This is a genomic window from Actinoplanes sp. CA-051413, assembly GCF_050955795.1.
Lineage (GTDB): Bacteria > Actinomycetota > Actinomycetes > Mycobacteriales > Micromonosporaceae > Actinoplanes.
Genome location: NZ_CP192100.1, coordinates 8,244,571 through 8,271,566, shown reverse-complemented (window position 1 = coordinate 8,271,566; position 26,996 = coordinate 8,244,571). Strand labels below are relative to the sequence as shown.

The following is a 26,996-nucleotide window of genomic DNA, read 5'->3' as shown; positions in this document are numbered from 1 at the left end:
CACCGATGTCTCCGGTCGGATAGGGTCGTGAAGATCTTCGCGGCCGCGGTAGCGGTGCTGACCATCCTGACCGGCTCGCCGGCCGTCGCGGCGGAGCTGCACGGAGCGCGGCAGCCCGTTCCGCCCGCCGAATTCGGCGCCGACTGGGACGATCCGCGGACCGCCGCGCCACCCGTGGCGGTGCCGGCCGGTGCCGCCTGCGCCGAGACCATTGTGGACACCGAGTTCCGGGACTTCACGCCGTACACGTCGACCTATGCGCCGTCCTGCCGCGGGCCGTGGGAAAAGGTCGTGCTGCGCCTGGAAGGCGCGGTTGCGGGCCGGCAGTTCGACCGGCTCGGCTACCTCAGGATCGGCGGGGTGACGGTTTTCAAGACCTCGACGCCGGAGCCGTCGGTGGCCGGCATCCGCTGGTCGGTGGAGAAGGACCTCACCGGGTACGCCGCGCTGCTCACCCGCCCGCAGCCGGTCGAGATGCTGATCGGCAACGTGGTGGATGACACCTACACGGGCGTCCTGGACGTGACCGTCAAGCTGACGTTCTACCGCGGCCGGGCCGCGCCGCGACCGGAAGTGCTGGCGGTCGACCAGGCCCTGCCGCGTAACACCGAGCGGCTCTTCGCGGACGTGTACGCCACCGGCTCCGGCGGTGGCTGCGAGGAGTTCTGGTATCTGACCACGCCCACCGGTGTCCCGTACTCCTGCCCGGCTGACAACGGGCCGTACCGGGAGGTTCAGGTCCGCATCGACGGCACGCTGGCCGGCGTAGCGGCGCCCTACCCGCACGTCTACACGGGCGGCTGGTCCAACCCGTACCTCTGGTACGTCCTGCCGGCGCCGCGCGCTTTTGACATCCAGCCGATCCGGTACGACCTGACCCCGTTCGCCGGCCTGCTCACCGACGGTAAGGCGCATGCCATCACGGTGAATGTGCTGGGCGTACCCGCCGGCCAGAGCGGCTGGGATGTGCCGACGACCCTGCTGGCCTGGCGCGATCACGGCAGCAGGCAGGTCACCGGGCGTCTGGTGACGACCGACGAGCAGCCGCTGGTCAACAACTCCACGTACACGGCTCCCACTCTCAAGACCACCGGCGGTCACGGCCTCACGGTCACCGGCTACGTCGACACCTCGCACGGCCGCGTCACCACGACCGTCGCCCGCACGGTGACCACCACCTCCACGCACAGGTGGAACGCCGACGAGACCAACGACGCGCTGCGCGCTGTCTGGACCGACAAGGCGCGGGTCACGGTCCGCAGCGGCCGGTCCCGGCCGTCCATCACGACCACGAGCCGCCGGTACGGCCTGACGGGCGCGATCACGATCGACGAAGCGGACCGCCTCACCACCACCATGAAGCTGGAGGACGCGGCCACCACGCCGGGCCGCGAGCTGCTGGACACGTGGACGGGCCAGGCGTCGTGGACCCTGAACGTGCCCCGCGACCAGCGCCACGCCACCGGCACCTCGACCGAGCACTACCGCCTGCGCCGGCCCGGCCCCGACTACGACCGCACGATCAGCACAGTCAACGGGACCGTCATCACTGATCAACTGCCTTACGGTTCGCCACTTTAACGGTTAAGTTCGAGGGCGTGACCACAGCCGCCCCCGACCGTCCCCGCCTCGAGTCCGCGAAGGTCGCAGTCGGCGTCACCTTCGGCACGAACGGCCTGGCCTTCGCCGGCTGGCTGGCCCGCGCCCCCGCCGTACGGGAAGACCTGGGCCTGAGTTCCGCCGGATTGGGCCTGCTGCTGCTCTGCCTCTCCGGGGCGGCCATCGCCGCGATCCCGCTGGCCGGCCCGCTCGTGCAGCGCTTCGGTCCGGCCCGGTCGGTGCTGCTCGGCAGCATGGCCGTGATGCTGGGCCTGGTCGGCATGGCCGCGGGCACCTACCTCGGCTCGGTGCCCCTGGCCGGCGTCGGCCTCGTGCTGCTCGGCGGCGGCAACAGCACCTGGGACGTGGCCATGAACGTCGAGGGCGCGGACGTCGAACGCCGCCTCGGCCGCACCCTGATGCCCCGCTTCCACGCCGGCTTCAGCCTGGGCACCGTGGGCGGCGCCGGGCTCAGCGCGGCCGCGGCGGCGGCCGGCGTCAGCGTCACCACGCAGCTGCTCTGCACTGCGCTCGTCGGCACGGTCGTGATGATCGTGACCGTGCGCCGCTTCCTGCCGCACATCGCGACCACGGCGGAGCAACGCTCGGCCGGCCGGGTCCGGGACGCCTGGCGCGAGCCCCGCACCCTGCTGATCGGCCTGATCATGCTGGGCTTCGGCTTCACCGAGGGCGCGGCCAACGACTGGCTGGCGATCAGCCTGGTCGACGGCTACCACGCGACGGAAACGGTCGGCGCGATCGGCTTCGGCTGCTTCGTCTCGGCGATGACCCTGGCCCGCCTCTTCGGCGGCAACGCGATCGAACGCTGGGGCCGGGTGCGGGTCCTGCGCGGCACGGCCCTGTCGGCCCTGATCGGCCTGCTGCTGGTGGTGTCCGGCGTCGGCGTGCCGCTGGTCCTGCTGGGAGCCCTGCTGTGGGGTGCGGGTGCGTCTTTGGGCTTCCCGATCGGCATGAGCGCGGCGGCCGACGACCCAGTGCGGGCGGCGATCCGGGTGTCGGTGGCGGGCTCGATCGGGTACGGCTCGTTCCTGGCCGGACCGCCGCTGATCGGCTTCCTGGCCGAACACTTCGGGGTGCTGCGCGCCCTCCTGGTGGTCGTGGCGGCCATCTGCCTGGGCCTGGCCGCCTCGGGCGCGGCCCGCCCCCTCAAACCGGCCGAAGTCCCGACGCCCGAAACCGCCCCCAACCCCTGATCCACAAAAGCCTCAGTGGCCGCCGCTGAGGAAGTCGCCGATCAGCGAAGCCAGCACCTCCGGCTGCTCAATGATCATCGCGTGCGAGGAGTCCTCGAGCTGCAGGTACCGCATCCGCGGATTGGCCCGGGCACCCGCCGCGGCCTGCTCCACGAGATACCGCCGGTGCGCCGCGTACAGATCAGCGAAGGGCTCCTGCTCCGGCAGGTCACGCGTGGCCAGCACGGCCAGCGTCGGAGCCGGCGTGGTCGCGTACACCGGGCCGAGCTCCAGGCCGTTCATCAGCGCCCGCAGTTGCGCGGATGTCTCGGCGGACGGCCGCATGGTCGTCTCGCCGTTCTTGTGCACCAGGTTGCGCCGGAAGCCCTCGATCCACACCTTCTCGTTGGCGCCCATGTCCCGGGCCGCCATCTGCTGGCGTTCCACCAGGTCCGGCAGCTCTTCCGACGGGATCGTCCGGCCCATCCCGGCGTGCATGGTGTCGAAGATCGTCGTCAGCCGGGCCAGCTCTGCCGCCGCCTTCTCCGGGTCGAGGCCGGGCAGCTGGCCGGGCCGGGTGGGCGGCGGGTTGCCGTCCAGGCTCACCACGCCGGGCGTCTCCGGGTGCCGCTGCCCCCACAGCACGGCCAGCATCCCGCCGAGCGAGTGCCCGACCACCGCGGGCCGGTTGAGCTCCAGCTGCACGGTCACCGCGGCGATGTCACCGAGGGCCGCGTCCCAGGACCACGGACCGTCGCCGGAGCGCCCGTGCCCGCGCAGGTCCAGCGTGATGACCCGGTGCCGGGGGCGCAGGGCCCGGGCGAGCGTGGTCAGCATGGCCAGGTTGCCGCCGGCGCCGTGCAGGAGCAGCAACGGCGGCTGCTCCCCACCGAAGTCCCGGACGGCGACAGGCAGCTCACCGGCATCGACAAGTCGATCGTTGATCACAACATCTCTCCTCAAGACTCGCTTTGCAGCCGGTCCCGCACGGCCGCGGAAGGGAGTCCACCATCCGGATGGCGCGGCAGCCGTCCCCGCCGGACCAGGTCGTGCACTCCTTGGCGGGTGATACCGAGCATGGCTCCGGCCGTGGCGTAGGAGACCGACTCCGCGGCCGGATGCCCGACCCGCCGGGCGACCACCCCGCCGAGCGGCGTGCGCCACCACTCGACCGGCGGGTCGAAGGGACCGTCGCCCGGATACAGCGTCGCGATGAGCCGTACGGCCGCTCGCACCGCGGTGGTGTCGTCGCCGTCCAGCATCTGCGTCGCCCACTGCCCCGCGCGACGCCATACGAGCCGGCGTAGTGCTTCCACCGCGTCGTCGCCTTCGAGCAGGACCTCCAGCGGGTCCAGCAGGCGGATGTCGAGCAGCCGGACGATCTGCTCGATCAGCGCGGTCCTCGACGGCATGCAGGTATGCAATCGCTACTTGACACCTGGTGTCAAGTGATCGCCGGCTGGCTAGGGTGGGGCGGTGGACAAGGATCCGCGGATCGAGGCCGCGCACGCCGCCGCGGTCGCCGCCGGTCAGGCCGGTTATCTCGATCCGGACACCGGGCTCTTCGTGCTCACCGCGGCCTTCCTGGCCAAGCGGGGCACCTGCTGCACCCGGGGCTGTCGTCACTGTCCGTACGCTGATCGTTCCTGAGTTGGGGCTTTCGTCCCCAGCCTCGCGCACAGTACGGTGTGCCCCGAAAGTCGGGAGGACCCCTCGTGCGTTCGCGTCTCATCGCCCTCGGCGCGGCAGCCGCGCTGCTGTCCCTTGCCGGCTGCACGGACAAGAAGGACGAGACCGCGGGTATGCCTCCGGTGCAGGTCGTGCAGCAGCCCGCCGCCTCGGCCGGTGGCGCCTGCATCCTCTGGGACTACGCCTTCATCGAGCAGAAGCTGGGCGTCGCCTTCAGCATCGCCGCCTCCGACCAGATCGACGACACGTCCACCTGCGTGGTGCAGACCGAGACCGCCGCCTGGCCGGACCTCGCGCTCTCCGTGGTGGAGAGCACCAAGGCCGACGCCGAGCTGTTCACCGAGGAGCTCATGCCGGCCAAGGCGACCAAGCTCAAGGGCCTCGGCAAGGCCGGCTACCGGCTGGTGACCAAGGCCACCGGCGGGCACGGCCCCACGGTCGAGATCGGCTGGCTCAGCGAGGCCGAGCAGCTCCAGACGTTGCGCTTCACCTTCCCGAAGGACGCGCAGCGCGACGCCGTCGACGACCTCGCGCCCAAGCTGCTCGACCTGGCCAAGGCGATGGACACCACCGACGGCTGACGCGAGACGGCTCAGCGGGCGTCGACGAACACCCGCGACGCGACCTCACGCGGCAGCCGGATCTTGTCCCCGGAGCGGTCGATCGTCACACCGTCGCGCTCCTGCGCCACCGTCACGGTCGCACCCGGGTCGATGCCGGCCGCGTGCAGCTGGCGCAGCACCCCGGCGTTGGTCTGCACGCTCTCGCAGATCCGGCGCACCACGACACTGCCGGTCAGCCCCGGGAACGCCAGGTTGCGCTCGCCCGCATTGATCACGGTCGAGCTGCTCTCCAGCGGCTCCTCGGCCGGCAGACCGAGCACCTCGAGGCCGGGGATCGGGTTGCCGTACGGCGACCGGGTCGGCTTGTTGAGCAGCTCGTAGACCTTGCGCTCGACGGAGTCGCTCATCACGTGCTCCCACCGGCAGGCCTCCTCGTGGGCCTCCTCGTAGGGCATCCCGATGACGTTGACCAGCAGCAGCTCGGCGAGGCGGTGCTTGCGCATGACCGCCACGGCAGCCACCCGGCCCTCCTCGGTGAGCAGCAGGTGCCGGTCGTTCTCGACGGTCAGCAGCCCGTCGCGCTCCATCCGGGCCACGGTCTGGCTGACGGTGGGGCCGCTCTGGTGCAGGCGCTCGGCGATGCGGGCCCGCAGCGGCGGTACGCCCTCCTCCTCCAGTTCGAGGATGGTGCGCAGGTACATCTCCGTGGTGTCGACGAGGTCTACGTGATGTACCTTCGTGTCGGACTTCTTGGTTGACGTGTTGTGAGTCCGCGCCATCGGTACTGACCTCCCGGAGTAAGCGTGCCTGTCAAGGGTAGTCGAGCCGGGATCTCCTGCCGAATCTCCCGGGCGCGGAGCGCGGCGCCGGCACCCAGCGGGCTGGCTGCCTGACGCCGGCGACGAGCCGGCCAGCGAGTCGGGCGGCCGGGCATCGAGGTCGGGCGGATGGTCGGCAACGACATCAGTGCCCGCACTCTATCCAACCGGGCCGCCCGCGAACCGGCGCCATGCTTGCAGCGTCGGTGCAGCCCCCGATTGTTCCCGCCGGCGTGGCAGCATGAGGCTCATGGCGGAGTCGACGGCGGTGGTCTGGGACGAGGCGCTGCTCGCGTACGACATGGGGCACCACCCGATGAATCCGGTGCGGGTCGAGCTCACCATGGCGCTCGCCCGGGAGCTGGGCGTGCTCGACCGTCCCGGGGTGCGCCTGGTCGTGCCGGAGCCGGCCGACGACGCGGCGTTGCTCCGGGTGCACCGGCCGGACTATCTGGAAGCGGTGCGGATGGCCCCGCACGATCCCTTCTTCCGCGGCTGGGGCCTCAACACCCCGGACAATCCGGTCTTCGAGGGCATGCACGAGGCCAGCGCGCGGATCTGCGGCGCCACCCTGGCCGCGGCCGAGGCCGTGTGGAGCGGCGCGGCCACCCGGGCGGTCAACGTCTCCGGCGGGCTGCACCACGCCATGGCGGCGCGGGCCGCCGGCTTCTGCGTCTACAACGACCCGGCGGTCGCCATCGCGCGGCTGCTCGACCTGGGTGCGGAGCGCATCGCGTACGTGGATGTCGACGTGCACCACGGCGACGGGGTGCAGGCGGCCTTCTACGACGATCCCCGGGTTCTCACCGTGAGCCTGCACGAGACGCCGCTGGCGCTGTTCCCCTTCACCACCGGCTATCCGGAGGAATCGGGCGGCCCGGGCGCCGAGGGCATGTCGGTGAATCTGGCCCTGCCGCCCGGCACCGGCGACGCGGGCTGGTTGCGGGCCTTCCACGCCGTCGTACCGTCGGTGCTGCGTGCGTTCGCGCCGCAGATCCTCGTCACCCAGTGCGGCGCCGACGCCCACCGGCTCGACCCCCTCGCCGACCTGCGGTTGTCGGTCGACGGCCAGCGCGCCGCCTACATCGCGCTGCGGGGCCTGGCCGACGAGCTCTGCGACGGCCGCTGGGTGGCGACCGGCGGCGGCGGGTACGCCCTGGTCGAGGTCGTGCCGCGGGCCTGGACCCACCTGCTGGCGGTGGCCACCGGCGAGGCGCTGGATCCGGGCACAGCCATCCCGCAGGCCTGGCGCAAGCTCGCCGCCGACCGCCGTCCCGGTGAGGAAGTGCCGGTCACGCTGACCGACGGCACCACCCCGCCGGTCGAACGCTGGGAGCCGGGCACCACGCCGGACCCGGTCGACAAGGCCATCATGGCGACCCGGCGGGTGGTCTTCCCGCTGCACGGGCTGGACCCGCAGGACATCCGGGACTGAGAGGGGAATGCGGTGACCAGAGAGGCGGACGTGCTGCTCTCCGACGGCAGCGCCGTTCATCTGCGCCCGATCAGCCCCGAGGATGCACCGGCCATCGTGGAGTTCCACTCCCGGATGAGCGACCGCACCCGCTACCTGCGCTACTTCTCTCCCTATCCGCGCATTCCGGAACGCGACCTGGCCCGGTTCGTCAACGTCGACCATCACGACCGCGAGGCCTTCGTCATCGTCAGCGGCCCGCGGATCATGGCGGTCGGCCGCTACGAGCGGCTGGGCCCGGAGTCGCCCGAGGCCGAGGTGGCCTTCGTCGTCGAGGACGCGCATCAGGGCCGGGGGATCGGCTCGGTGCTGCTGGAGCATCTGGCCGACGCGGCCCGGGAGAACGGCATCACCCGCTTCGTCGCCGAGGTCCTCCCACAGAACGGCGGCATGCTGCGGGTCTTCAGCGACTTCGGCTACCAGGTCCAGCGCAAGTACGCCGACGGCGTCGTGCACCTGGGCTTCCCGATCGCCCCCACGGAGAAGTCCCGCGAGGTGCAGGAGAGCCGCGAGCAGCGCACCGAGTCGCGCTCGATCGCGCGGCTGCTGCATCCGCGTGCCGTTGCCGTGTACGGCGCCAGCGCCAGCGGCCAGGGCATCGGCGCGGCGATCCTGGGTCACATCCGGGACGGCGGTTACACCGGAACGATCGTGCCCGTGCATCGCAGCGCGGAACGGGTGGCCGGGCTGCCCGCGTACAGGTCGGCGGTGGAAGCCCGGGCTGAGGTTGATCTGGCGCTGATCGCCGTACCGCCGGAAGGGGTCGCGGACGCCGTGGCCGACGCGGCCGCGGCCGGCGCGGGTGGTCTCGTGGTCGTCTCCGCCGGCTTCGCCGAGTCCGGGGTGGAGGGTGCGCTCGCGCAGCGCGCACTGATCGACGCGGCCCACGCGGCGGGCCTGCGCGTGGTCGGCCCGAACTGCCTGGGGATCGCCAACACCGACCCCGCGGTACGCCTCAACGCCACGCTCGCGCCGCGACTGCCGGCCGCCGGGCGGGTCGGCTTCTTCAGCCAGTCCGGCGCGCTCGGGGTGGCGCTGCTGGCCGAGGCGGACCGGCGCGGGCTGGGCCTGTCCAGCTTCGTGTCGGCCGGCAACCGCGCGGACGTCTCCGGCAACGACCTGCTGCAGTACTGGCAGGACGACCCTGGCACCGACGCCGTCCTGCTCTATCTGGAGACGTTCGGCAACCCGCGCAAGTTCGCCCGGCTGGCCCGCCGGATGAGCCGGGTCAAGCCGGTCGTCGCGGTGGCGTCGGCGACCCGCCCGGCCGGGCTCGCCGGGGACCTGCCCGGCCCGGACACCCGCGCGGTCACCGCCCTGTTCGCCCGCTCCGGCGTGATCCGGGTGGACACCGTCGCCGAGATGTTCGACGTCGGCCTGCTGCTCGCCCACCAGCCGCTGCCGGCCGGGCGCCGGGTCGCGATCGTGGGCAACTCGTCGGCGCTGTCCAGCCTGGCCGTGGCCGCGTGCCGGGCCAACGGCCTGACGGTGGCCGAGGGCTATCCCTGCGACATCAGCCCGCAGGCGGGCGCGCACGACTTCGCCGACGCGCTGGCCGACGCCGCCGTCGACGAGCGGGTGGACGCCCTCGTGGTGGTCTTCGCGCCGCCGCTGCCCGGTCAGCTCCCCGACGAGGACGCCGACTTCACCGCGGCCCTGGGCAGCGTGGCCATGGCGGGGGAGAAGCCGACCGTGGCGACATTCCTGCTGGGCACGATGCCCGACCGGGTGCCGGCGTACCCGTCGGTGGAGGAGGCCGTCCGCGCCCTGGGCCGCGTCGCCGGGTACGCCGACTGGCTCCGCCTCGCACCGGGCGTGCTGCCGGCACTGTCCGGCGTGGACCCGTCAGCCGCCGAGGTCGAGGGCCCGCCCGCCGAGCTGCTCGCCGCGTACGGCATCAACGTCGAGCCGTCCACCTCCGCCACCTCGATCGACGAGGCCCTGGCCGCCGCGGACGCGCTGGGTTACCCGGTCGCGCTGAAGGCGGCCGGAGGCGCCCTGCGGCACCGCATCGACCTGGGCGCGGTCCGGCTGGCCCTGGCCGACGAGGACGACGTCCGTGCCGCCTACCGCGAGCTGGAGTCGGCGTTCGGCCCGCACGTGCTGGTGCAGTCGATGGTCCCGCCCGGGGTGGCGTGCACGATCGAGGTCGTCGAGGATCCGGCGTTCGGCCCGGTGGTCGGCTTCGGCCTCGGCGGGGTGGCCAGTGAGCTGCTGGGCGACCTGGCCTGGCGGGCGGCGCCGCTGACCGACCGGGCCGCCGCCGCGCTGGTCGACGAGCCCCGCGCGGCGCCGCTGCTGCACGGCTATCGCGGCTCGGCGCCGGTCGACCGGGAGGCGCTGGTCGATCTGCTGCTGCGCGTCGGCCGGCTGGCGGACGAGCATCCCCGGGTCCGCGCCCTGTCCCTGAACCCGGTGCTGGCCCGCCCGGACGGCATCACGGTGCTGCACGCGTCGGTGGAGATCGGCGAGGCCGGCACCCGCCCGGACACCGGCCCCCGCCGCCTGCACAGCGCCTGACTCTCAGCCCGGCGCCGCGCTCAGGCCGTCACCTCAGCGCGGGATCCGGGGGTCGGGGTGCTGCTCGGTGCGGCCGCCGGTGGTGACGTGCAGCAGGTGCAGGGCGAGGCGATTCGCGGCGGCGAGGACGGCCAGTGCTACGGCGAGGATCGGATGGCCGGTAACGGCCAGAGCTATAGTCGCGCCGCCGAAAACGATCCATTCCGGCACGAGCCGCAGCGGATCCGGAAGCGGCCGGCGCGCTTTCGGTGCCACCCACTGTCCCCACACGACGGCCGCGAGCAGCGGCAACGCGATGGCGATCAGCATCCGCACCCAGAAGGCGGCCGACGTCTGCCAGCCCGCATAGGCCAGCGCCGCCAGCGCACACAACTCCAGCACGAACCGCAGCAGCAGCTGGAAGCCTCGCACCCGGCCCCACCTCCCGACGACGATCGTTGCGGCGCCCGCGTTGATTGTCGCCGAGGATGCCCGCCGCGTCAGTCGGGAATTCGCCCGACCCGCTCCCGGAGACGGCGGAGGCCGGTCGCGCATCGCGACCGGCCTCGTAGTTGGTGCGGGTGTCAGCTGGCGTAGGCCTCCAGGCGCGACGCCCGCTGCGGGTCGCGCAGCTTGGACATCGTCACCTTCTCGATCTGGCGGATCCGCTCCCGGCTCAGCCCGAACTCGCGGCCGACCTCGTCGAGGGTGCGCTGCCGGCCGTCGTCCAGGCCGAAGCGCAGCCGGATCACCGCGGACTCCCGCTCGGACAGCGTGGAGAGCACGATCTCGACCTCGCCGCGGAGCTCGCTGCGGCCGACGCTGTCGCCGGGCTCGCCGCGCGGGTCGACCGCCGCGACGAAGTCACCGAGGGCGCTCTCGCCGTCCTCACCGACGGCCTGGTCCAGGCTGACCGGCTCCCGGTCGTACGAGATGAGCTCGATGACCTGGAACTCCGGCACGCCCATGGCCTTGGCGATCTCGGCGACGACGGGCTCGCGGCCCAGCGTCGTGGCGAGGTCGCGGCGGGCCCGGACCATGCGGTTGACCTGCTCGACCATGTGCACCGGGATGCGGATGGTGCGGGCCTGGTCGGCCATGGCGCGGGTGATGGCCTGGCGGATCCACCAGGTGGCGTACGTGGAGAACTTGTAGCCCTTGGTGTAGTCGAACTTCTCGACTGCGCGGATCAGGCCCAGGTTGCCTTCCTGGATCAGGTCCAGGAACGCCATGCCGCGGCCGGTGTAGCGCTTCGCGATGCTCACCACGAGCCGCAGGTTGGCCTCGAGCAGGTGGTTCTTGGCGGCCCGGCCCTCGGTGATGATGATCCGCAGCAGCGGCGCCAGATCGTCGCCCGCCGCGGGGAGCTTCTCCTCCGCGTAGAGGCCGGCCTCGATCCGCTTGGAGAGCGTCACCTCCTCGACCGCGGTCAGCAGGCGGGTGCGGCCGATGCCGTTCAGGTACGCCCGGACCAGGTCGGCCGAGACGCCGCGCTCGTCGATCGCGTCCAAGTCCGCCAAGGGCTCGACACCGTCAGTCATGATGGTCTCGGCAGCAACCGCCGCCGTGGACTCCGTCGCCTTCATCTGCAGGACCACCTTTCAGTCCCCTCCCCGCGTTCACCGAGTCGTGCATTCCCAGCCGCATTCGTGCCGGTGATCACTAGCTTGGCGGCAGGCGCGTTAAGCGGAGGTGAGGCAAGCGTCCAGGTGGCATGAATCGGGGAGAACCCTGAGGTCGCTTACCCGACAACCTGCCCGGCTTGGTGGGACATGTACGTACAGTGACGCAATTCCGTACGGGGCGGGGGCGCTCCATAATCGGCGGCACGGTTCGTTACAAGGAGGATTCGTGGTCTTCAAGCGCATGATGCAGGCGATGGGTGTCGGGGGCCCGTCAGTGGAAACGGTGCTCGCCAACCCCAACTGCCGCCCCGGGGGCTTCCTCGAGGGGCAGGTACACGTCATGGGCGGCGACCACGCCGTCGACATCGAGTACGTGGCGGTCGGGCTGATGACCCGGGTCGAGGTGGAGAGCGGCGACAGCGAGTACAACACCGACCAGGAGTTCCACCGGCAGCGGCTGACCGGCTCGTTCAAGCTGGACGCCGGCGCCCGGCACGACATCCCGTTCCGCTTCGACGTGCCGTGGGAGACCCCGATCACCGAGGTGTACGGCCAGCACCTGCACGGCATGACGATGGGCCTGCGTACCGAGCTCGAAGTGGCCCGGGCGGTCGACAAGGGTGACCTGGACGCGGTGGCTGTGCACCCGCTGCCGGCCCAGGAACGCATCCTGGACGCCTTCCTGCGGCTGGGCTTCCGGTTCAGCCGCGCCGACGTGGAGCGCGGCCGGGTCTACGGCGTGCAGCAGACGCTGCCGTTCTACCAGGAGATCGAGTTCTACCCGCCGTCGCAGTACGCGGGCCGGATCACCCAGCTCGAGGTCACGTTCATCCCGACTCCGCACAACCTGCAGGTGGTGCTGGAGATCGACAAGCGCGGCGGCCTGTTCACCGAGGGGCACGACGCGTTCGGCCGCTTCGACGTCGACTACCGCTCGGTGGACCAGGTCGACTGGACGGCGCAGCTCAACGGCTGGCTGCAGCAGTCGGCCCAGCGCCGCGGCTTCTTTTAGAGCTCGAGCCAGACGGTTCTCGGGCCCACGTTCACGCTCTCCACGAGCATGTGGGCCCGGAACCGGCCGGTCTGCACCGGTGCGCCCCGCTCGCGCAGCGCCTCGACGAAGGCGGTGACCAACGGCTCGGCCACCTCGGCGGGCGCGGCGGCGGACCAGGTGGGCCGGCGGCCCTTGCGGGCGTCGCCGTAGAGGGTGAACTGGCTGACCACCAGCAGCGGGGCGCCGGTGTCCGCGGCGGAGGCGTCACCGTCGAGGATGCGCAGCTCGTGCACCTTGCGGGCCAGGGCGGCGGCGGTCGCGGCGGTGTCGTCGTGGGTGACGCCGACCAGCACCAGCAGCCCGTCCTCGATCTTGCCGACGACCTCGTCGTCCACCGTGACACTGGCCCGGCTGACGGTCTGGATCAACGCACGCATGCCCGCATCCTCTCCGCCGCCGTGTCGATCAGCGCGATCTCGGCCGGCGTGAGCGTGTCGAGCTGCCACCGGCGGAAGCGCACGACCTCGTCGAGCAGCCGGACCGGGTCGCCGGGGGCCACCCGCAGGAACGCCACCAGCAACCGGTCGGCGGCCGCGGACCACTCATGGCCGTGCTCGACGGCGACCTGGGCCACGATCAGCGCGGTCAGGCCGGTGTCCAGATCCGGCTCGCCGGGGCGGGCGTTGCACCAGTCGATCACCACCGGACCCCGGGCGGTCATCAGCACGTTCTCCGGGTGCAGGTCCAGGTGGACGACAGAGGAGCCGGCCGGAGCGCCGGGCCACGGTAGCAGCTCGTGCAGCCGGCGCAGCAGGTCGGCCAGGTGCGTGGCGGCCTCCTCCAGACCGAGCTCGCCGGTCGTCAGGGCGTGGGCCATCGTCGGGCCGTCGAGGCGTTCCAAGACCATGTCGCGGCCGGTGGCCTCGTACACGGCCGGGACCGGATAGCCGAGACCGGCGAGGTGACGCATGGCGTCGGCCTCGCCGGTCACGTCGGCGTCCCGCCGGTAGCGGCGCAACACGCGCTGGTCGTCCAGCGCGTACACGTCGGCCTCCCGGCCGGCGGCGAGCAACGGTCCCGTCACCCGCCGAAGATATCCGGTCAGTCGACCGCGTTGCTGGACGCGTCGCTGGTGTAGCTGTCGACCGGGGTCGTCATCGCGCCGGTGGTGGCGTCACCGGTGGTGGTCGGCGCGACGCCGGGGCCCGAACGCGGGGGAGTCTTGAAGCTGTTGGGCCCCGCGGTGCCGCCGGTGGTGGTCATGATGCCGCCACCCGCGGGCGGCGGACCGCCGTTGACGAGCTGCTCGGTGTCGGTGCCGGCGGCGATGGTGCTCGACAGGCCCGGGTCGTCGTCACCCTTCTCGGGGCGGTACGTGCTCGGCTCCTCGACTGCCTCGGGAGCGTAGTCGCCGTTGCCGATCTCGCTGTTGTCACTCATGGTCAGGGTTTTGCCCGAACCGCACCGCAGCAAACCGGGCTCAGCCGGAACCCGCGGTCACCGCGGTCCTGGCCTGGGGGAAGTCCATAGGATGTGGGCCATGACGCTTTCGCTGCCCATCGACGCCGAGGCCAATGAGCTGCTGGCGAACGACCCGCTGGCCCTGCTCATCGGCATGGTGCTGGACCAGCAGATCCCGCTGGAGAAGGCGTTCAGCTCGCCGTACGTGCTCGCGCAGCGGCTCGGTCATGCCCCCACCGCCACCGAGCTCGCCGAGTTCGATCCCGAGCAGCTCGTCACGATCTTCGCCACGCCGCCCGCCCTGCACCGCTTCCCCAAGGCCATGGCCGCCCGCGTACAGGAGGTGTGCCGGGCCCTGGTCGGCACGTACGACGGGGACGCCGCCAACCTCTGGCGCGACGCCGCGGACGGCAAGGAGCTGGTCAAGCGGATCGCCGCCCTGCCCGGCTTCGGCCAGCAGAAGTCGCAGATCTTCACCGCCCTGCTCGGCAAGCAGTACGGCGTTCAGCCGCCCGGCTGGCGCGAGGCCGCCGGCGCGTACGGCGAGGAGGGCTCGCACCGCTCGGTGGCCGACATCGTCGACGCCGAGTCGCTGGGCAAGGTGCGGGCGTTCAAAAAGGAGATGAAGGCTGCCGCGAAGGGCTGACCAGCAGCTCGAAGAGGTCCGCCGGCGGCAGCGGCCGGGCGAAGAGGTAGCCCTGCCCGATGCCGCAGCCCAGCATCTGCAATTCCGCCGCCTGCTCCGCGTTCTCGATGCCCTCGGCCACCGTCTTGAGGTGCAGCACCTGGCTCAGCCGCAGGATCGCCTCGGTGATGCCCGAGCCCTCCGGGGTGCCGTCGAGCTGGGCCACGAAGCTGCGGTCGATCTTGAGGATGTCGACCGGGAGCCGGGTCAGGTAGTGCAGCGACGAGTAGCCGGTGCCGAAGTCGTCGATCGCCACGTGGATGCCGTGGTCGCGCAGCGCCCGCAGCTTGGCGATGCCGGCGCTCTCGTCCACCAGGGCCGACTCGGTGATCTCCAGGCACAGCCGGTCCGGCGCCAGTCCGGTACGCGTCAGCACCCCCAGCACGTCCGCCACCAGCGACTCCTCCTGCAGCTGCCGCGGGGACAGGTTGACGCTGACGTAGAGGTCGCCCCACTCGACGACCTGGCGGCAGGCCGTCTCCAGCACCCACAGGCCGATGTCGGCGATCGTGCCGCTGCGCTCGGCGATCGGGATGAACTGCGTCGGTGGCACCACGCCCAGCCGCGGATGATGCCAGCGGAGCAGCGCCTCGACCCCGACCGGACGGGCGTCGGCGAGGTCGACCAGCGGCTGGTAGAGCACGTGCAGCTCGCCGCGTTCCAGGGCGCCGGCCAGGTCCTCGCCGAGCTGGGCGTCGGCCGCGCGGTGGTCGCTCATCGACGGGTCGTGCAGCTGGACGCCGTGGTTGCCCAGGTGCTTGGCCTGGTACATGGCGATGTCGGCGCGGCGCAGCAGTTCCTTCGGGGTGTCGTCGGGCCGGCTGGTCGCCACGCCGACGCTGGCCCGTACCGGTAGCAGGTCGTCACCCAGATGGACCGGCGCCGCGGCCGCCATGGCCAGCACCCGCTGCGCCGCCGCGACCGCCTGGTCCGGGCTGGTCACGCCGGTGACCAGCACCACGAACTCGTCGCCGCCGATCCGGGCGGCCACGTCGCCGGTCCGCACCCCGGCCAGCAGGACCTGCGCGAACTCGGTCAGCATGGCGTCGCCGGCGGCGTGCCCGTGCACGTCGTTGACCAGCTTGAAGTCGTCGAGATCGATGAGCAGCAGGGCGATGTCGGTACGCCGGCCCACCACCTCGGCCAGCCGGGCGTCCAGGCCGGCCCGGTTGGCCAGCCCGGTCAGCGGGTCGTGCAGGGCCATCTGTTCGAGTTCGAGCTCGCGTTCGCGCAGCCGGTTCTCGACCTGCTGCCGGCGTTCGATGTCACCGCGCAGCGCCGCCGTGGCCGCGTCGACCTTGCCCATCGCCCGGTTGCGGGCGCCGGTGAGCATGGCGACGAGCGTGGTGAGCAGGAACGCGATGGTCAGGGCCACGGCGAAGGTGGTCTTCACGATGCCGCGGTCGGTCTCCCGCAACAGCTGCTCGGTGGGATGCACCTTCAGCTGCCAGGTGCGCAGCCCGACCGAGACGGTGGCGACCCGGTCGAGCGCGGGGGAGTGGTCCGGCGCGGCGATCCCCGCGGTGGCGATGGCCCGTTCGACGGCGTCGGTCGGGTCGTCCAGGTCGGCGGCCACCGCGCCGTGGGCCTGCGTCCGCAGCGTCTCCGCCAGCAGGTCACGCCCGTGCACCCCCATGGTCAGCCAGCCGCGGAAGGCGCCGCCGATGCGGGCGACCGGCACCGCGAACAGGAACGACAGCTGACGCTCGGCCACCGGGATTGCCTGGTCCTTGAGCAGCACGTACGCCCGGCTGACGGCGAAACCGCCGACCGTGTACGCGTCCTTCAGCGCCTTGGCGGCCTCGGGCGAGGCGGACACGTCGGTGCCGGGCCGCGCGGGCACGTCGTCGAACGAGCGGGCGAACACCGCGAACGCATGCTCGCCCTCGGTCGCGGCCGGCCGCAGGGTCAGGTCGGTGGCGCCACGGCTACGCCAGTAGGACTGTGTCGCCGCGACGCCGCCGGGCGGGGTGGAGACCACGAAGCCGAGCGACGTGGCGCCGGGCAGGTGGCGGTTACTGATCTTGTTGGTGATCCAGGTGAAGTCGCCGGCGGTCAGGTCCGTCTGCGAGCCCAGGGCGATGGCGACGTCGGCGAGGGTGTCGCCGTACCGCTGGATCTGGGTGGTGATCGCCCGCGTGAGGTCGCTGGTGTAGCGGTCCATGAGCTGCGCGGCGTAGCGCTGCTCGGCGGTGCGCGCGTTACGCGCGGCGAACCAGGAGGTCGTGCAGCCCAGCAGCGCGACCACGACGACGAGGGCGACGCCCGACCAGCGCCGCCGGTTCAGCCCACAGGGCAGCCACCGCACATCTTCCCTGATCGGTAGGACCGCGGGCTTTGTGAACGGTTCCGGGTCGCTACCGGCCCCGGATGCGAGCGGAGGACTGCGTCGATTGTGGGCACCTGCCCGGTCGCGGTGCGAGGATGGGTTGTCGATCGGAGATCCAAGGTGAAGAAGCAGCCGGTGTTGATCACCAACGCCGCTCGCAGCCCGAGCGAACAGCTCCGCAGCCGCCAGATCCGTTACGTGACCATGATGGGTGGCCGGGCCGCCTGCCTGATCATCGGCGCTGTCCTGGTCAGCGTCCGCCCGCCCCTGCTGCCGGTCTGGCTGGTCCTCTGCGCCATCGGCATGGTCTTCCTGCCGTGGGCCGCGGTGCTGATCGCCAACGACCGCCCGCCCAAGAGCCGGGCCAACCCGGCGGCGAGCCCGGCGGTCAACCAGCAGCGGATCCTCGAGCCGGAGGCGGCCGAGGTCATCAAGCAGCGCACCATCGACATCGAGCCCTAGGACAGGCCCTAAGGCAGCGGTCGCGCGCCGGCCGTCTGCACGGCCGCCGCGCCGAGTGCGGCGCCGGCCGAGAGCGCAGCTGCCGGCTCCGCACCGGCACACCACGCGGTGAGCAGGCCGGCGGCAAAAGCGTCACCCGCCCCGGTCGGATCAAGCGCCGGTACGCGCACACCCGCAACCGACCGCAACACCCCGTCCCGGGATGCCCAGACGGCACCATCTTCCCCAAGTTTGACCACCACGTTGACCGCCACCGCGGTCAACGCGGCTGCCTGTTCCTCCGCCGGGCCCGTCCCGCCCAGCACGGCGGCCTCGTCGGCGTTGCACAGCAGCAGGTCGACGCCGTGCAGCAGGTCGAGGAACGCCTCAGCACCGAGCTGCCGCAGCGGCTCGGCCGACGCCGCGTCGACACTCGTGGTCAGCCCCCGCTCCCGGGCCGCCGCCAGCGCGGCCAGCCCACCCGGCCGCGACCCCGCGTGCAGCAGCGGATAGCCGGACAGATGCAGGTGGGTGACGCCCTGCGCGGCCTTGACGGCAGCTGTGACATCCGCCGGGTCCAGCAGCAGCGCGGCCCCCCGGTCGGTGATCATCGTGCGCTCGTCAGCCGAACTGAGCACCACCACACTGCCCGTCGGTACCCCGGGATGGGCCCGCACCGTGCACCGCACCCCGGCCGCGACCAGCTCGGCGATCCGTTCCCGGCCGGCATGATCGTCACCGACCGCGGCGATCAGGGTGGCCCCCGCCCCGGCATAGGCCAGCCAGGCAGCCGTGTTGGCCGCCTGCCCGCCCCCGCCGACCAGGATCCGCGCCTCGGTGTCGGAGCCCACGGCGAGCGGCCCGGCGTGCGTGACCAGCACGTCGGTCACCAGATCACCGACAACCAGCACGCTCACGGCAGCGCGAAGCCGAGGGTTGCCGGGGCCGGGGTGGCCGCGGCCGCGATCTGGGCCGCCAGGGCCGCGTTGCGCAGGATGATCCGCACGTTGACCGCCAGGCTCTTGCCCTCGGTGCTGCTGTGGAAGTGCGCCAGCAGGAACGGCGTCACGGCCTTGCCGGTGACCTCGTCCCGGGCCAGCAGCTCCAGCCCCTCGGCCAGGGTGCGGTCGTGCAGGGCCGGGTCGAGCTGCTCGTCGGCCGGCAGCGGGTTGCCCAGCACCAGCGCGCCGGCTCCGACGCCCTGGTCAGCCCGGGCCGCGATGACGTCGGCGACCTGCTTCGGGGAGTCCAGCCGCCAGTCGACGTCGAAACCGCCGTCGGTGACGAAGAAGCCGGGGAAGCGGTGGGTGCCGTACCCGGCGACGGAGACCCCGAGGGTCTCCAGGCGCTCCAGGGTGGCGCCGACGTCGAGGATCGACTTGACCCCGGCACAGACCACGACGATCGGCGTACGGGCCAGCGTGGTCAGGTCGTTGGACTCGTCGAAGGTGCTGTTGGCCTCGCGGTGCACGCCGCCGAGCCCGCCGGTGGCGAAGACGCCGATCTCGGCCGCCGCGGCGATCGCGCTGGTCGCGGCGACCGTGGTGGCCCCGTCGGCACCGGTGGCGGCGGCGACGGCCAGGTCGCGGACGGAGAGCTTGGCCACCCCGTCGGCGCCGGCCAGGTGCTCGATCTGGTGGTCCTCGAGGCCGACGACGAGCTCACCGCCGATCATCCCGATGGTCGCGGGGACGGCACCGTTGTCACGGACGGTCTGCTCGATCTCCCGGGCGACCCGCAGGTTGTCGGGCCGGGGCAGGCCGTGCGAGACGATCGTGCTCTCCAGTGCCACCACCGGGCGGCCGTCGCGGCGCGCCCGGGACACATGGTCGCCGTAACGGATGGCATAGCGGCCCATCTGCCGCGTGGAATCGGTCACGATGGCAACGGTACGGTGCCCTGCGGCTCCGTTGTTGTTGGACCGACCAGGCGTGAGGTGTCAGACTTGTGGGTTGGAGCTTCTTCCGCGGTGACCGGGGGGCACGCGGGCCCGGCAACAGCGCCGATTCACCGGTGCTGTGCCGTTGAGCGCACAGTCATGAGACTCATGAAGGGCAGATGCCGTGAGCACGCAGATCCTGGAGCGTCCGGAGACCAAGGACGCCGACACCGGTCCCGAGATGTTCCACTATGTGCGCAAAGAGAAGATCGCGGAGAGTGCCGTGATGGGCAGCTTCGTGACGGCTCTCTGTGGGGAGAAGTTCCCGGTCACCAAGTCACCGAAGCCGGGCTCGCCGGTGTGCCCGCAGTGCAAGGAGATCTACGAGTCGATGAAGCACTGACCCCCGGCCGGTTCTCGTGACGGGCAGCTACAGCCTGCTGGTCGCGGACCTGATCGGCGTGGCCGTCTTCGCGGCCTCCGGCGCCAGTGCCGCCGTCGCGAAGCGGCTCGACCTGTTCGGCGTCGGCTTCGTCGGCTTCGTCGCAGCCCTCGGCGGCGGCATTCTGCGCGATCTCGTGATCGGCGCGGTGCCGCCGCTCGCCTTCTCCGACTGGCGGTACGCCGTCACGGCGGTGAGCGCCTCAGTGGCGGTGTTCTACCTGCACCCGCAGCTCAACCGGCTGCGGCGTACCGTGCTGCTGCTGGACGCCGCCGGCCTGGGCCTGTTCACCGTCCTGGGCACGATCAAAGCTCTGGATGCCGGCCTGCCGGCGGTCGGCGCCTGCCTGATCGGCATGCTCACCGGCATCGGCGGCGGCCTGGCCCGCGACCTGCTCACCGGGGAGATCCCGGTGGTGCTGCAACGCGACATCTACGCGGTGGTCGCGCTGGGCGGCGCGGCGACGGTGACGCTGCTGAACAGGCTCGACCTGGCCGGACCGGTCCCGCTGGCGTCGGCTGCGGCCGCGATGACCGGGGTACGGCTGCTGGCGCTGTACCGGCGCTGGTCGGCACCCGTCGCTGTGCCGTGACCACGGTGGCGGCCCGCCGCCGCTATGCTGGGTTCGCCTCTGCGGCCGTTGCGCGGGGGCATTTTGCTGTGTGGTGTGAGTCGAGAGGATCGTCGAGCTTGAGTCCGCCCCTGCCGAATCTGGAGACCTTCCCGCCGCTGCGCGCCTGGCAGCGCAAAGCCCTGGTGGAGTATCTGCGAAGGCGCAGCCCCGACTTCATGGCCGTCGCGACCCCGGGCGCGGGCAAGACCACCTTCGCCCTGCGGATCGCCGCCGAGCTGCTCGCCGACGGCACCGTCGAGGCGGTCACCGTGGTCTGCCCGACCGAGCACCTGAAGACCCAGTGGGCGAACGCGGCGGCCCGCGTCGGCATCCAGCTCGACCCGTCGTTCCGCAACGCCGACGTGCACTCGTCCCGCGACTTCCACGGGGCCGTGCTGACGTACGCGCAGGTCGGCATGGCACCGGCGGTGCACCGGCGGCGCACGATGACCCGCCCGACGATGGTCATCCTGGACGAGATCCACCACGCCGGCGACTCCCGCACCTGGGGCGACGGCGTGAAGTCGGCCTTCGAGGAAGCCGAACGCCGGCTGATGCTCACCGGCACGCCGTTCCGCTCGGACGACAACCCGATCCCGTTCGTCGTCTACGAACGCGGCGAGAACGGCCTCCAGCGGTCCCGCTCGGACTCGGTCTACGGCTACTCGGACGCGCTGCGCGACGGCGTCGTCCGGCCGGTGCTGTTCATGGCGTACTCCGGCGAGACCCGGTGGCGGACCAGCGCCGGCGACGAACTGGCGGCCCGCCTGGGCGAGCCGATGACCAAGGACCTGGTGGCCCAGGCCTGGCGCACGGCCCTGGACCACCGCGGCGACTGGATGCCCCAGGTGCTGCGCGCGGCGGACGCACGGCTGTCCCGGCTCCGCGAGCACGGCATGACGGACGCGGGCGGCCTGGTCATCGCCAGCGACCAGCAGACCGCCCGGGCGTACGCGAAGCTCCTCGGCGAGATCACCGGCCAGCCGGCGGTGGTCGTCCTCTCCGACGACCAGGGCGCCTCGGCCCGGATCGCCTCGTTCGCGGTCTCCGACGAACGCTGGATGGTCGCGGTCCGCATGGTGTCGGAAGGCGTCGACATCCCCCGCCTGGCCGTCGGCGTGTACGCGACCAGCGCCTCGACCCCGCTGTACTTCGCCCAGGCGATCGGCCGGTTCGTCCGGGCCCGCCGCACCGGCGAGACAGCGACGGTCTTCCTGCCGAGCGTCCCGCACCTGCTGGGCCTGGCCAGCGAGATGGAAGCCGAACGCGACCACATCCTGGGCGCCCCGAAAGACCCCGACGGCCTGGACGACGCCCTGCTGGAACGCGCCCAGCGAGCCGAAGACGCCGAGGGCGACCTGGAAAAGCGCTTCGAAGCCCTGTCAGCGACGGCCGAGCTCGACCAGGTGATCTACGACGGCGCCTCGTTCGGCACCGGGGCCCGTACGGGAACGCCCGAGGAAGAGGAATACCTGGGGCTGCCGGGCCTCCTGACGCCCGACCAGGTGAGCGTGCTGCTCGAACGGCGGCAGAGTGAGCAACTGGCGGCCCAGAAGCGGCAGAAGGCGGCTGAGCCGGTCCCGGCCCAGCGGGAGCCGGTGGTGACGCTGAGCGCGGGCGAACGCCGAAACAGCCTGCGCCGCCAGCTGAACACTCTGGTGGCGGCTCACCACCACCGCACAAACCTGCCCCACGGCAAGATCCACGCTGAGCTCCGGCGTCTGTGCGGGGGCCCGCCGAGCGCCCAGGCAACAATCGAACAACTAGAAGAACGAATCGCCACAATCCAAACGATGTAGCCGTTTCTGTTCCCCTGCGATACGCGGCCGGGCACGGCTGAGCGGCCCGTCCAGAGGCTTTGCCGACGCGGTTGGCTCCGCCGGCATCGGCATGGCGCAGTGGTTGGCGAACCATCCGGCCATGGCTTTCGGCCATGGTCTCCGGGCCCGCGCCGAGACGGTCGCGATCGAGATCGGAATGGGGTCGCCGGCAGCAGGCCGGCGCGCTGGTCTTTGGCGAGCGGGAACGTGGGCTGCCGGCCTTCGCGCTCGCAGCTGGCGATTCGCCCGCAGGAGTCTGCCTGAACTCCAGGGCATCCGCTGTCAGCCCCATGCAATAGCTCAACAACCGCGCAAAATGCCGCGCTCACGACGCTGCGCGCGCTGGAAGGCGGGGGTTCAGACTCGCTGGGAGCTGGGAGCTGGGAGCTGGGAGCTGGGAGCTGGGAGCTGGGAGCTGGGAGCTGGGAGCTGGGAGCTGGGAGCTGGGAGCTGGGAGCTGGGAGCTGGGAGCTGGGAGCTGGGAGCTGGGAGCTGGGAGCTGGGAGCTGGGAGCTGGGAGCTGGGAGCTGGGAGCTGGGAGCTGGGAGCTGGGAGCTGGGAGCTGGGAGCTGGGAGCTGGGAGCTGGGAGCTGGGAGCTGGGAGCTGGGAGCTGAGTCAGGCCGTGACCGGGCGACCCAGGCCCGGCGTGACTGCGTGGCGCTGTGCAGGCCGAGGTGGCCGGCCAGCCGGAACCAGAAGAATCCGCGGCGCGCTGCCAATCCCTGCATGGCACGGCTGGCGACTGCCCCGGGTCCAGGTAAAGGGCGGCCCGGCAACTGCGCGAGGCACGAAAAGCGTAGTGGGTTAGGAAAGGCCGCGGAGGATCACCCAGCTGGACCACAGCGGGCTTGGGGGCGGGGATGACCCACGCAGACATCAAGCCTGACGGGCTGCGTGGGTCATCCCCGCCCCCAAGCCCCACCACGCACCCAGCAAAAACAAAAAATAAGGGGCGCCCACACCGGGCGCCCCTCAGATCGTCTGTCGGGGGTTAGTTGGAGTTAGACATCATGTCTGCGCCACGCCAAGAGAACTCCGGGTCCGCCTTGTACTGGACCGTGATCTTCACCAGGTCCTCGGCGTACCTGTTGGCGTGGTGTCCGCAGAACACCAGCTCGCTGCCACCAGCCAGGGTCAAACGGAGCTTTCCGGCTGCATTGCAGCGGTCGCACCGTTCATCGGCTGCTGGTCCGGCCACCGTTCCCGCCGGCGGCGTGAGAGTCGGGGTCATCGCCTTCCTCCTCTGGTCGTCACCGATGAACATGTTCCTCGGCTACTGCTCACCCATGGTGCAACACCCTTGGCCCTAACAGCCTTCCCACTGTGCCCCGGGGGGACCCAAGTCACATGTGGTCCGGCTAGTGTGCCGTGCTCCAAGGGTGCCACGTCAACGATCACTTCTGCACAACGGTCTGATCACCACCGAACGATGTACGGGTGGTGACCAAACAGGCACGGACTGTTGACTGAACGGGGGTAATCCCGTATTGATCAAGATGTCCGTGCCTGCCGTGGTCAGACTCAGTCCAGGTAGTCGCGCAGGACCTGGGAGCGGGACGGGTGTCGCAACTTCGACATCGTCTTCGACTCGATCTGCCGGATCCGCTCCCGGGTGACCCCGTAGACCTGGCCGATCTCGTCCAGGGTACGCGGCTGGCCGTCGGTCAGGCCGAACCGCAGCCGCACCACGCCCGCCTCGCGCTCGGACAGCGTCTGCAGCACCTGCTGCAGCTGGTCCTGGAGCAGCGAGAACGACACCGCGTCGACCGCGACGACCGCCTCGGAGTCCTCGATGAAGTCGCCGAGCTGGCTGTCGCCCTCGTCGCCGATGGTCTGGTCGAGCGAGATCGGCTCCCGGGCGTACTGCTGGATCTCCAGCACCTTCTCCGGGGTGATGTCCATTTCCTTGGCCAGTTCCTCCGGCGTGGGCTCGCGGCCCAGGTCCTGGAGCAGCTCACGCTGTATGCGGCCGAGCTTGTTGATGACCTCCACCATGTGCACCGGGATGCGGATGGTGCGGGCCTGGTCGGCCATGGCGCGGGTGATGGCCTGGCGGATCCACCAGGTGGCGTACGTGGAGAACTTGTAGCCCTTGGTGTAGTCGAACTTCTCGACTGCGCGGATCAGGCCCAGGTTGCCTTCCTGGATCAGGTCCAGGAACGCCATGCCACGGCCGGTGTAGCGCTTGGCCAGCGAGACCACGAGTCGCAGGTTGGCCTCGAGCAGGTGGTTCTTGGCCCGCTCGCCGTCGCGGCCGATCCAGCGCAGGTCCCGCTCGAAGTTGCGCTCGAGCTTCTCCTCGCCCTCGTCGCAGGCACGCAGCCGCTCGGCGGCGTACAGGCCCGCCTCGATGCGCTTGGCCAGCTCGACCTCCTGCTCCGCGTTCAGCAGGGGGACCTTGCCGATCTGCTTCAGGTAGGCCCGGACGGAGTCGGCCGAGGCGGTCAGCTCGGCGTCGCGGCGCGCCTGCTTGAGCGCCTCGGACTCCTCGTCGTCCCACTCGAAGTCGCCGTCGGTCGCTGTCGCGGCCGCGTCGGTGGCGGCGGCCTGGACCAGGGCGGCCGGCTCCTCCACGACGACGTCCTCGATCGCGGCGGCGAGCTCCTCGGGATCGATCTCCTCGCCCTCGGCCGGGGTCTCGCCGGGCTTGGCGGCCTTCCCGGGGGCCGCCTTGGCACCCGGGGCGGCCTTGCGCGCCGCGGCGGCGGCCTTCTTGGCGGGAGCTGCCTTCTTGGCGACGGCGGCGGGTGACGGCGCGGCTGCGTCGTCCTCCGTGCCGGGCTGCTTCTGCTCGGGTGCGGCCTTCTTCGCCGGGGCGCGGGTCGCCTTGGCGGTGGTGGCCTTGGAGGCGGGGGTGGCGGCGCGGGCGGCGGCGACCCGGCGGCGGGTGCTCGCCGAGCCGTCGACGACGACCGTGACTCCCGCGTCCACGAGGGCGCGGAGGATCTTCTTGGCCTGGGCCGGTGTGACGTCGGCCGACTCGACCGTCTGCACGACCTCGGCTGACGTGATCTGCCCGCCCGCACCCTGAGCATGGGCGATCAGGGCCTCGGTGAGAGAGCGAACGTCGGCACCGGTCTGGTGGGCTTCTGTCACGAATGACCTTCCGGAGGGCGATGTAACACGGCCATGAACCCAGCGCAGCGCGCGGCGGAACGAGGCTGGCCGGTGTGGTGTGGGAGCCCTCGGGACGCGGACGGGCCCGCTGGCGGCTGTCCGTGAAGCGTGGGCAGGGGTGAATTGTAGCGCCGTCCGGCTAGATCCTCCCGCCGCAGCACGCCACCGGCACGCCGCGGGGGGTCTCGAGGGGGGTACCGGGCCCTCGGGAGGCGTTTGCCGGGACAATGACGACGGCTGAAAGGACGGTCACCAGTGGCTGTTGAACCGGGGACATCGACGCCGGACACCTTACTCGAGATTGCCGTACGGATCGCCCGGGAGGCCGCGGCGACCGCCCGGCGGACCCGGGCCGAGGCGATCACCGACGTGCAGACCAAGAGCACCGACACCGACGTGGTGACGGCGGCCGACCGGGCCGTCGAGCGACAGGTGGTCGCCGCGCTGGCCGCTGAGCGGCCCGCAGACGGCGTGCTGGGCGAGGAGTACGGGGATTCCGCGGAAACGTCCGCTGGAGCCGTACGGTGGATCCTGGACCCCATCGACGGCACCGTGAACTACCTCTACGGCCTCCCGCAGTACGCGGTCTCGCTCGCCGCGGAGGTCGACGGCGTCGTGGTGGCCGGCGTGGTGCTCAATCCGGTCACCGGCGACGAGTGGACGGCGACGCTCGGCGGGGGCGCCTGGCGCGGCGGGCGGCGGCTGACCGGCTCGCTGCGGACCACCCTGGACCAGACCCTGCTCGCCACCGGTTTCGGCTACGACCGGGCGCGCCGGGCCCACCAGGGTGCGGTGGTGGCCGAGCTGCTGACCCGGGTGCGCGACATCCGGCGCTTCGGTGCCGCCTCGATCGACCTGTGCCTGGCCGCCGAGGGCAATGTCGACGCCTACTTCGAGAAGGGGCTCAACCCGTGGGACCACGCCGCCGGTGGCCTGGTCGCCACCGAGGCGGGCCTGCTGGTGTCCGGACTCGACGGAGCGCCGGCCGGGCCGGACATGGTCGTCGCGGCCCCGCCGGCCATCTTCGGCGCGCTGCACGACGCCCTGGTGGAGCTGGACGCCGCGGGTGGTCCCTGAGCCGGCTGGAAAGGCTGGGGTCAGGAGTCCTTCTTGGGGGCCACGCAGGCGCCCGGCGGCAGCTCGGGCTCGCCGAGCTCGACCAGCGACTGGTTGACCTCGGTGGTGGTGGCGAGCTGCTGGAAGCCCTTGCCGACGACCACGTCGACCACCGCGCCCTTGCGCTTGGGGTCGTACTGCGGCTCGGCCTGGTTCAGGAAATACGCCCGCAGCAGCCAGGCCGAGCCGACCGCCTCGGGGCCGTACCGCATGACCGCGACGTCCTCGACCTTCTTCTTGTTCTCCGCCGGCTTCTGGGTCTTGAAGCGCCGGTTCTTGAACTCGCTGGTCACGCTGTCGGCCAGCCCGGGGGTCTTGGTGCCGTTGAAGACCCGCACGGTGACCTGCTCGGGGTCGTCGGGCAGGGTCAGGTTCGCCATCACCGAGCCGTCGGGGCAGCCGCCGGCGACCGCGTCGCCCTGCGTGTCGCGGACCAACGCCACGACGACGAAGACCACCGCGGCCACGGCGAGCACGCCGACCACGACGAGCGCTCGGACGCGGGCAAAGCTCATGGAACTGGCTCCCGGGGTCAGCTCGATCGACCACCGTCCGGTGCCGGACGGAGTATGCGGTGAGGTTAGCGTCTGCACGCCAAGCCTGCGGAAAGAGGGAATGTTCCCGGCGCGGCGACGATG

Annotated in this window: 27 protein-coding genes; 13 read left to right on the top strand and 14 right to left on the bottom strand. The window is 71.6% G+C overall.

The window, feature by feature from the left end; all coding sequences use genetic code 11:
- Window positions 1-27 precede the first annotated feature (27 nt).
- Both ACQP2Y_RS38985 and ACQP2Y_RS38980 read left to right on the top strand, forming a co-directional pair.
- Entirely contained in the window at window positions 28-1,581 is a 1,554-nt protein-coding gene (locus ACQP2Y_RS38985; RefSeq protein ID WP_433721383.1) for a peptide-N4-asparagine amidase, read from the top strand.
- Between the two features lie 17 nt (window positions 1,582-1,598).
- Window positions 1,599-2,813 carry an MFS transporter gene (locus ACQP2Y_RS38980; RefSeq protein WP_433721382.1) on the top strand — a complete coding sequence of 405 codons (1,215 nt, stop codon included), beginning with the start codon at window positions 1,599-1,601 and terminating at the stop codon, window positions 2,811-2,813.
- Window positions 2,814-2,825: 12 nt separating this feature from the next.
- On the opposite strand, the gene ACQP2Y_RS38975 is transcribed toward ACQP2Y_RS38980, so the two are convergent.
- Window positions 2,826-3,740, bottom strand: a complete 915-nt coding sequence (locus tag ACQP2Y_RS38975; protein ID WP_433721381.1) for an alpha/beta fold hydrolase — start codon at window positions 3,738-3,740, stop codon at window positions 2,826-2,828.
- 11 nt (window positions 3,741-3,751) lie between these two features.
- A complete protein-coding gene (locus ACQP2Y_RS38970; protein WP_433721380.1) occupies window positions 3,752-4,204 on the bottom strand; it encodes a hypothetical protein in 453 nt (150 codons plus the stop codon).
- 64 nt (window positions 4,205-4,268) lie between these two features.
- On the opposite strand from ACQP2Y_RS38970, the gene ACQP2Y_RS38965 reads away from it, so the two are divergent.
- Complete coding sequence (locus ACQP2Y_RS38965; RefSeq protein ID WP_360815783.1) at window positions 4,269-4,442, top strand: DUF5522 domain-containing protein; 174 nt, start codon at window positions 4,269-4,271, stop codon at window positions 4,440-4,442.
- Between the two features lie 65 nt (window positions 4,443-4,507).
- Window positions 4,508-5,062 carry a hypothetical protein gene (locus tag ACQP2Y_RS38960; RefSeq protein WP_433721379.1) on the top strand — a complete coding sequence of 185 codons (555 nt, stop codon included), beginning with the start codon at window positions 4,508-4,510 and terminating at the stop codon, window positions 5,060-5,062.
- 11 nt (window positions 5,063-5,073) lie between these two features.
- On the opposite strand, the gene ACQP2Y_RS38955 is transcribed toward ACQP2Y_RS38960, so the two are convergent.
- The gene (locus ACQP2Y_RS38955) at window positions 5,074-5,823 is read right to left on the bottom strand and encodes a metal-dependent transcriptional regulator (protein WP_360815778.1); all 750 of its coding nucleotides are present in this window, start codon (window positions 5,821-5,823) and stop codon (window positions 5,074-5,076) included.
- Between the two features lie 289 nt (window positions 5,824-6,112).
- On the opposite strand from ACQP2Y_RS38955, the gene ACQP2Y_RS38950 reads away from it, so the two are divergent.
- Window positions 6,113-7,297 (top strand): acetoin utilization protein AcuC, encoded by a 1,185-nt coding sequence (locus ACQP2Y_RS38950; protein ID WP_433721378.1) that lies wholly within the window; start codon window positions 6,113-6,115, stop codon window positions 7,295-7,297.
- 12 nt (window positions 7,298-7,309) lie between these two features.
- Window positions 7,310-9,856 carry a GNAT family N-acetyltransferase gene (locus ACQP2Y_RS38945; protein WP_433721377.1) on the top strand — a complete coding sequence of 849 codons (2,547 nt, stop codon included), beginning with the start codon at window positions 7,310-7,312 and terminating at the stop codon, window positions 9,854-9,856.
- A 33-nt stretch (window positions 9,857-9,889) separates the two neighbouring features.
- Here the strand turns inward: ACQP2Y_RS38945 and ACQP2Y_RS38940 are convergent, their stop codons facing one another.
- Both ACQP2Y_RS38940 and sigB read right to left on the bottom strand, forming a co-directional pair.
- The gene (locus ACQP2Y_RS38940) at window positions 9,890-10,267 is read right to left on the bottom strand and encodes a YrdB family protein (RefSeq protein WP_433721376.1); all 378 of its coding nucleotides are present in this window, start codon (window positions 10,265-10,267) and stop codon (window positions 9,890-9,892) included.
- A gap of 152 nt (window positions 10,268-10,419) precedes the next feature.
- On the bottom strand, window positions 10,420-11,376 hold the full coding sequence (sigB, locus tag ACQP2Y_RS38935; protein WP_360822226.1) for an RNA polymerase sigma factor SigB: 957 nt from the start codon (window positions 11,374-11,376) through the stop codon (window positions 10,420-10,422).
- A 310-nt stretch (window positions 11,377-11,686) separates the two neighbouring features.
- On the opposite strand from sigB, the gene ACQP2Y_RS38930 reads away from it, so the two are divergent.
- A complete protein-coding gene (locus ACQP2Y_RS38930) occupies window positions 11,687-12,472 on the top strand; it encodes a sporulation protein (protein ID WP_433721375.1) in 786 nt (261 codons plus the stop codon).
- Here the strand turns inward: ACQP2Y_RS38930 and dtd are convergent.
- From dtd to ACQP2Y_RS38915, 3 genes are read right to left on the bottom strand one after another with little or no spacing between them, the layout of a single operon-like run.
- Complete coding sequence (gene dtd / locus ACQP2Y_RS38925; RefSeq protein WP_433721374.1) at window positions 12,469-12,891, bottom strand: D-aminoacyl-tRNA deacylase; 423 nt, start codon at window positions 12,889-12,891, stop codon at window positions 12,469-12,471. The genes ACQP2Y_RS38930 and dtd overlap by 4 nt on opposite strands.
- Window positions 12,879-13,538 (bottom strand): phosphotransferase, encoded by a 660-nt coding sequence (locus ACQP2Y_RS38920; protein WP_433721373.1) that lies wholly within the window; start codon window positions 13,536-13,538, stop codon window positions 12,879-12,881. The genes dtd and ACQP2Y_RS38920 overlap by 13 nt, the downstream gene beginning before the upstream one ends.
- A 17-nt stretch (window positions 13,539-13,555) precedes the next feature.
- A complete protein-coding gene (locus tag ACQP2Y_RS38915) occupies window positions 13,556-13,894 on the bottom strand; it encodes a hypothetical protein (RefSeq protein ID WP_433721372.1) in 339 nt (112 codons plus the stop codon).
- 100 nt (window positions 13,895-13,994) lie between these two features.
- Here ACQP2Y_RS38915 and ACQP2Y_RS38910 point away from each other — a divergent pair, with 100 nt between their 5' ends.
- A complete protein-coding gene (locus ACQP2Y_RS38910; RefSeq protein ID WP_433721371.1) occupies window positions 13,995-14,561 on the top strand; it encodes an HhH-GPD-type base excision DNA repair protein in 567 nt (188 codons plus the stop codon).
- On the opposite strand, the gene ACQP2Y_RS38905 is transcribed toward ACQP2Y_RS38910, so the two are convergent.
- Entirely contained in the window at window positions 14,527-16,908 is a 2,382-nt protein-coding gene (locus ACQP2Y_RS38905) for a putative bifunctional diguanylate cyclase/phosphodiesterase (protein WP_433721370.1), read from the bottom strand. The genes ACQP2Y_RS38910 and ACQP2Y_RS38905 overlap by 35 nt on opposite strands.
- A 156-nt stretch (window positions 16,909-17,064) precedes the next feature.
- Here ACQP2Y_RS38905 and ACQP2Y_RS38900 point away from each other — a divergent pair, with 156 nt between their 5' ends.
- A complete protein-coding gene (locus tag ACQP2Y_RS38900) occupies window positions 17,065-17,391 on the top strand; it encodes a DUF3099 domain-containing protein (protein WP_433721369.1) in 327 nt (108 codons plus the stop codon).
- 8 nt (window positions 17,392-17,399) lie between these two features.
- Here ACQP2Y_RS38900 and ACQP2Y_RS38895 read toward each other — a convergent pair whose 3' ends face one another.
- On the bottom strand, window positions 17,400-18,281 hold the full coding sequence (locus ACQP2Y_RS38895; protein WP_433732217.1) for a carbohydrate kinase family protein: 882 nt from the start codon (window positions 18,279-18,281) through the stop codon (window positions 17,400-17,402).
- A 2-nt stretch (window positions 18,282-18,283) separates the two neighbouring features.
- Entirely contained in the window at window positions 18,284-19,228 is a 945-nt protein-coding gene (locus ACQP2Y_RS38890) for a pseudouridine-5'-phosphate glycosidase (protein WP_433732214.1), read from the bottom strand.
- A gap of 205 nt (window positions 19,229-19,433) precedes the next feature.
- On the opposite strand from ACQP2Y_RS38890, the gene ACQP2Y_RS38885 reads away from it, so the two are divergent.
- The 3 genes from ACQP2Y_RS38885 (at window position 19,434) to ACQP2Y_RS38875 (ending at window position 22,103) form a co-directional block, all read left to right on the top strand.
- Window positions 19,434-19,652, top strand: coding sequence for a DUF3039 domain-containing protein (locus tag ACQP2Y_RS38885; RefSeq protein ID WP_433721368.1), 219 nt, complete (start codon window positions 19,434-19,436; stop codon window positions 19,650-19,652).
- A gap of 16 nt (window positions 19,653-19,668) precedes the next feature.
- Window positions 19,669-20,283 (top strand): trimeric intracellular cation channel family protein, encoded by a 615-nt coding sequence (locus tag ACQP2Y_RS38880; protein WP_360831228.1) that lies wholly within the window; start codon window positions 19,669-19,671, stop codon window positions 20,281-20,283.
- Window positions 20,284-20,381: 98 nt separating this feature from the next.
- Window positions 20,382-22,103, top strand: a complete 1,722-nt coding sequence (locus tag ACQP2Y_RS38875; protein WP_433721366.1) for a DEAD/DEAH box helicase — start codon at window positions 20,382-20,384, stop codon at window positions 22,101-22,103.
- 1,013 nt (window positions 22,104-23,116) lie between these two features.
- On the opposite strand, the gene ACQP2Y_RS38870 is transcribed toward ACQP2Y_RS38875, so the two are convergent.
- Window positions 23,117-23,356 (bottom strand): DUF7455 domain-containing protein, encoded by a 240-nt coding sequence (locus ACQP2Y_RS38870; protein ID WP_125803548.1) that lies wholly within the window; start codon window positions 23,354-23,356, stop codon window positions 23,117-23,119.
- A 290-nt stretch (window positions 23,357-23,646) separates the two neighbouring features.
- Window positions 23,647-25,221 carry an RNA polymerase sigma factor gene (locus ACQP2Y_RS38865; RefSeq protein WP_433721365.1) on the bottom strand — a complete coding sequence of 525 codons (1,575 nt, stop codon included), beginning with the start codon at window positions 25,219-25,221 and terminating at the stop codon, window positions 23,647-23,649.
- 276 nt (window positions 25,222-25,497) lie between these two features.
- Between ACQP2Y_RS38865 and ACQP2Y_RS38860 the strand changes: the two genes are divergently transcribed.
- Entirely contained in the window at window positions 25,498-26,319 is an 822-nt protein-coding gene (locus tag ACQP2Y_RS38860; RefSeq protein WP_433721363.1) for an inositol monophosphatase family protein, read from the top strand.
- 20 nt (window positions 26,320-26,339) lie between these two features.
- On the opposite strand, the gene ACQP2Y_RS38855 is transcribed toward ACQP2Y_RS38860, so the two are convergent.
- On the bottom strand, window positions 26,340-26,873 hold the full coding sequence (locus ACQP2Y_RS38855) for a LytR C-terminal domain-containing protein (RefSeq protein WP_433721361.1): 534 nt from the start codon (window positions 26,871-26,873) through the stop codon (window positions 26,340-26,342).
- Window positions 26,874-26,996 lie beyond the last annotated feature (123 nt).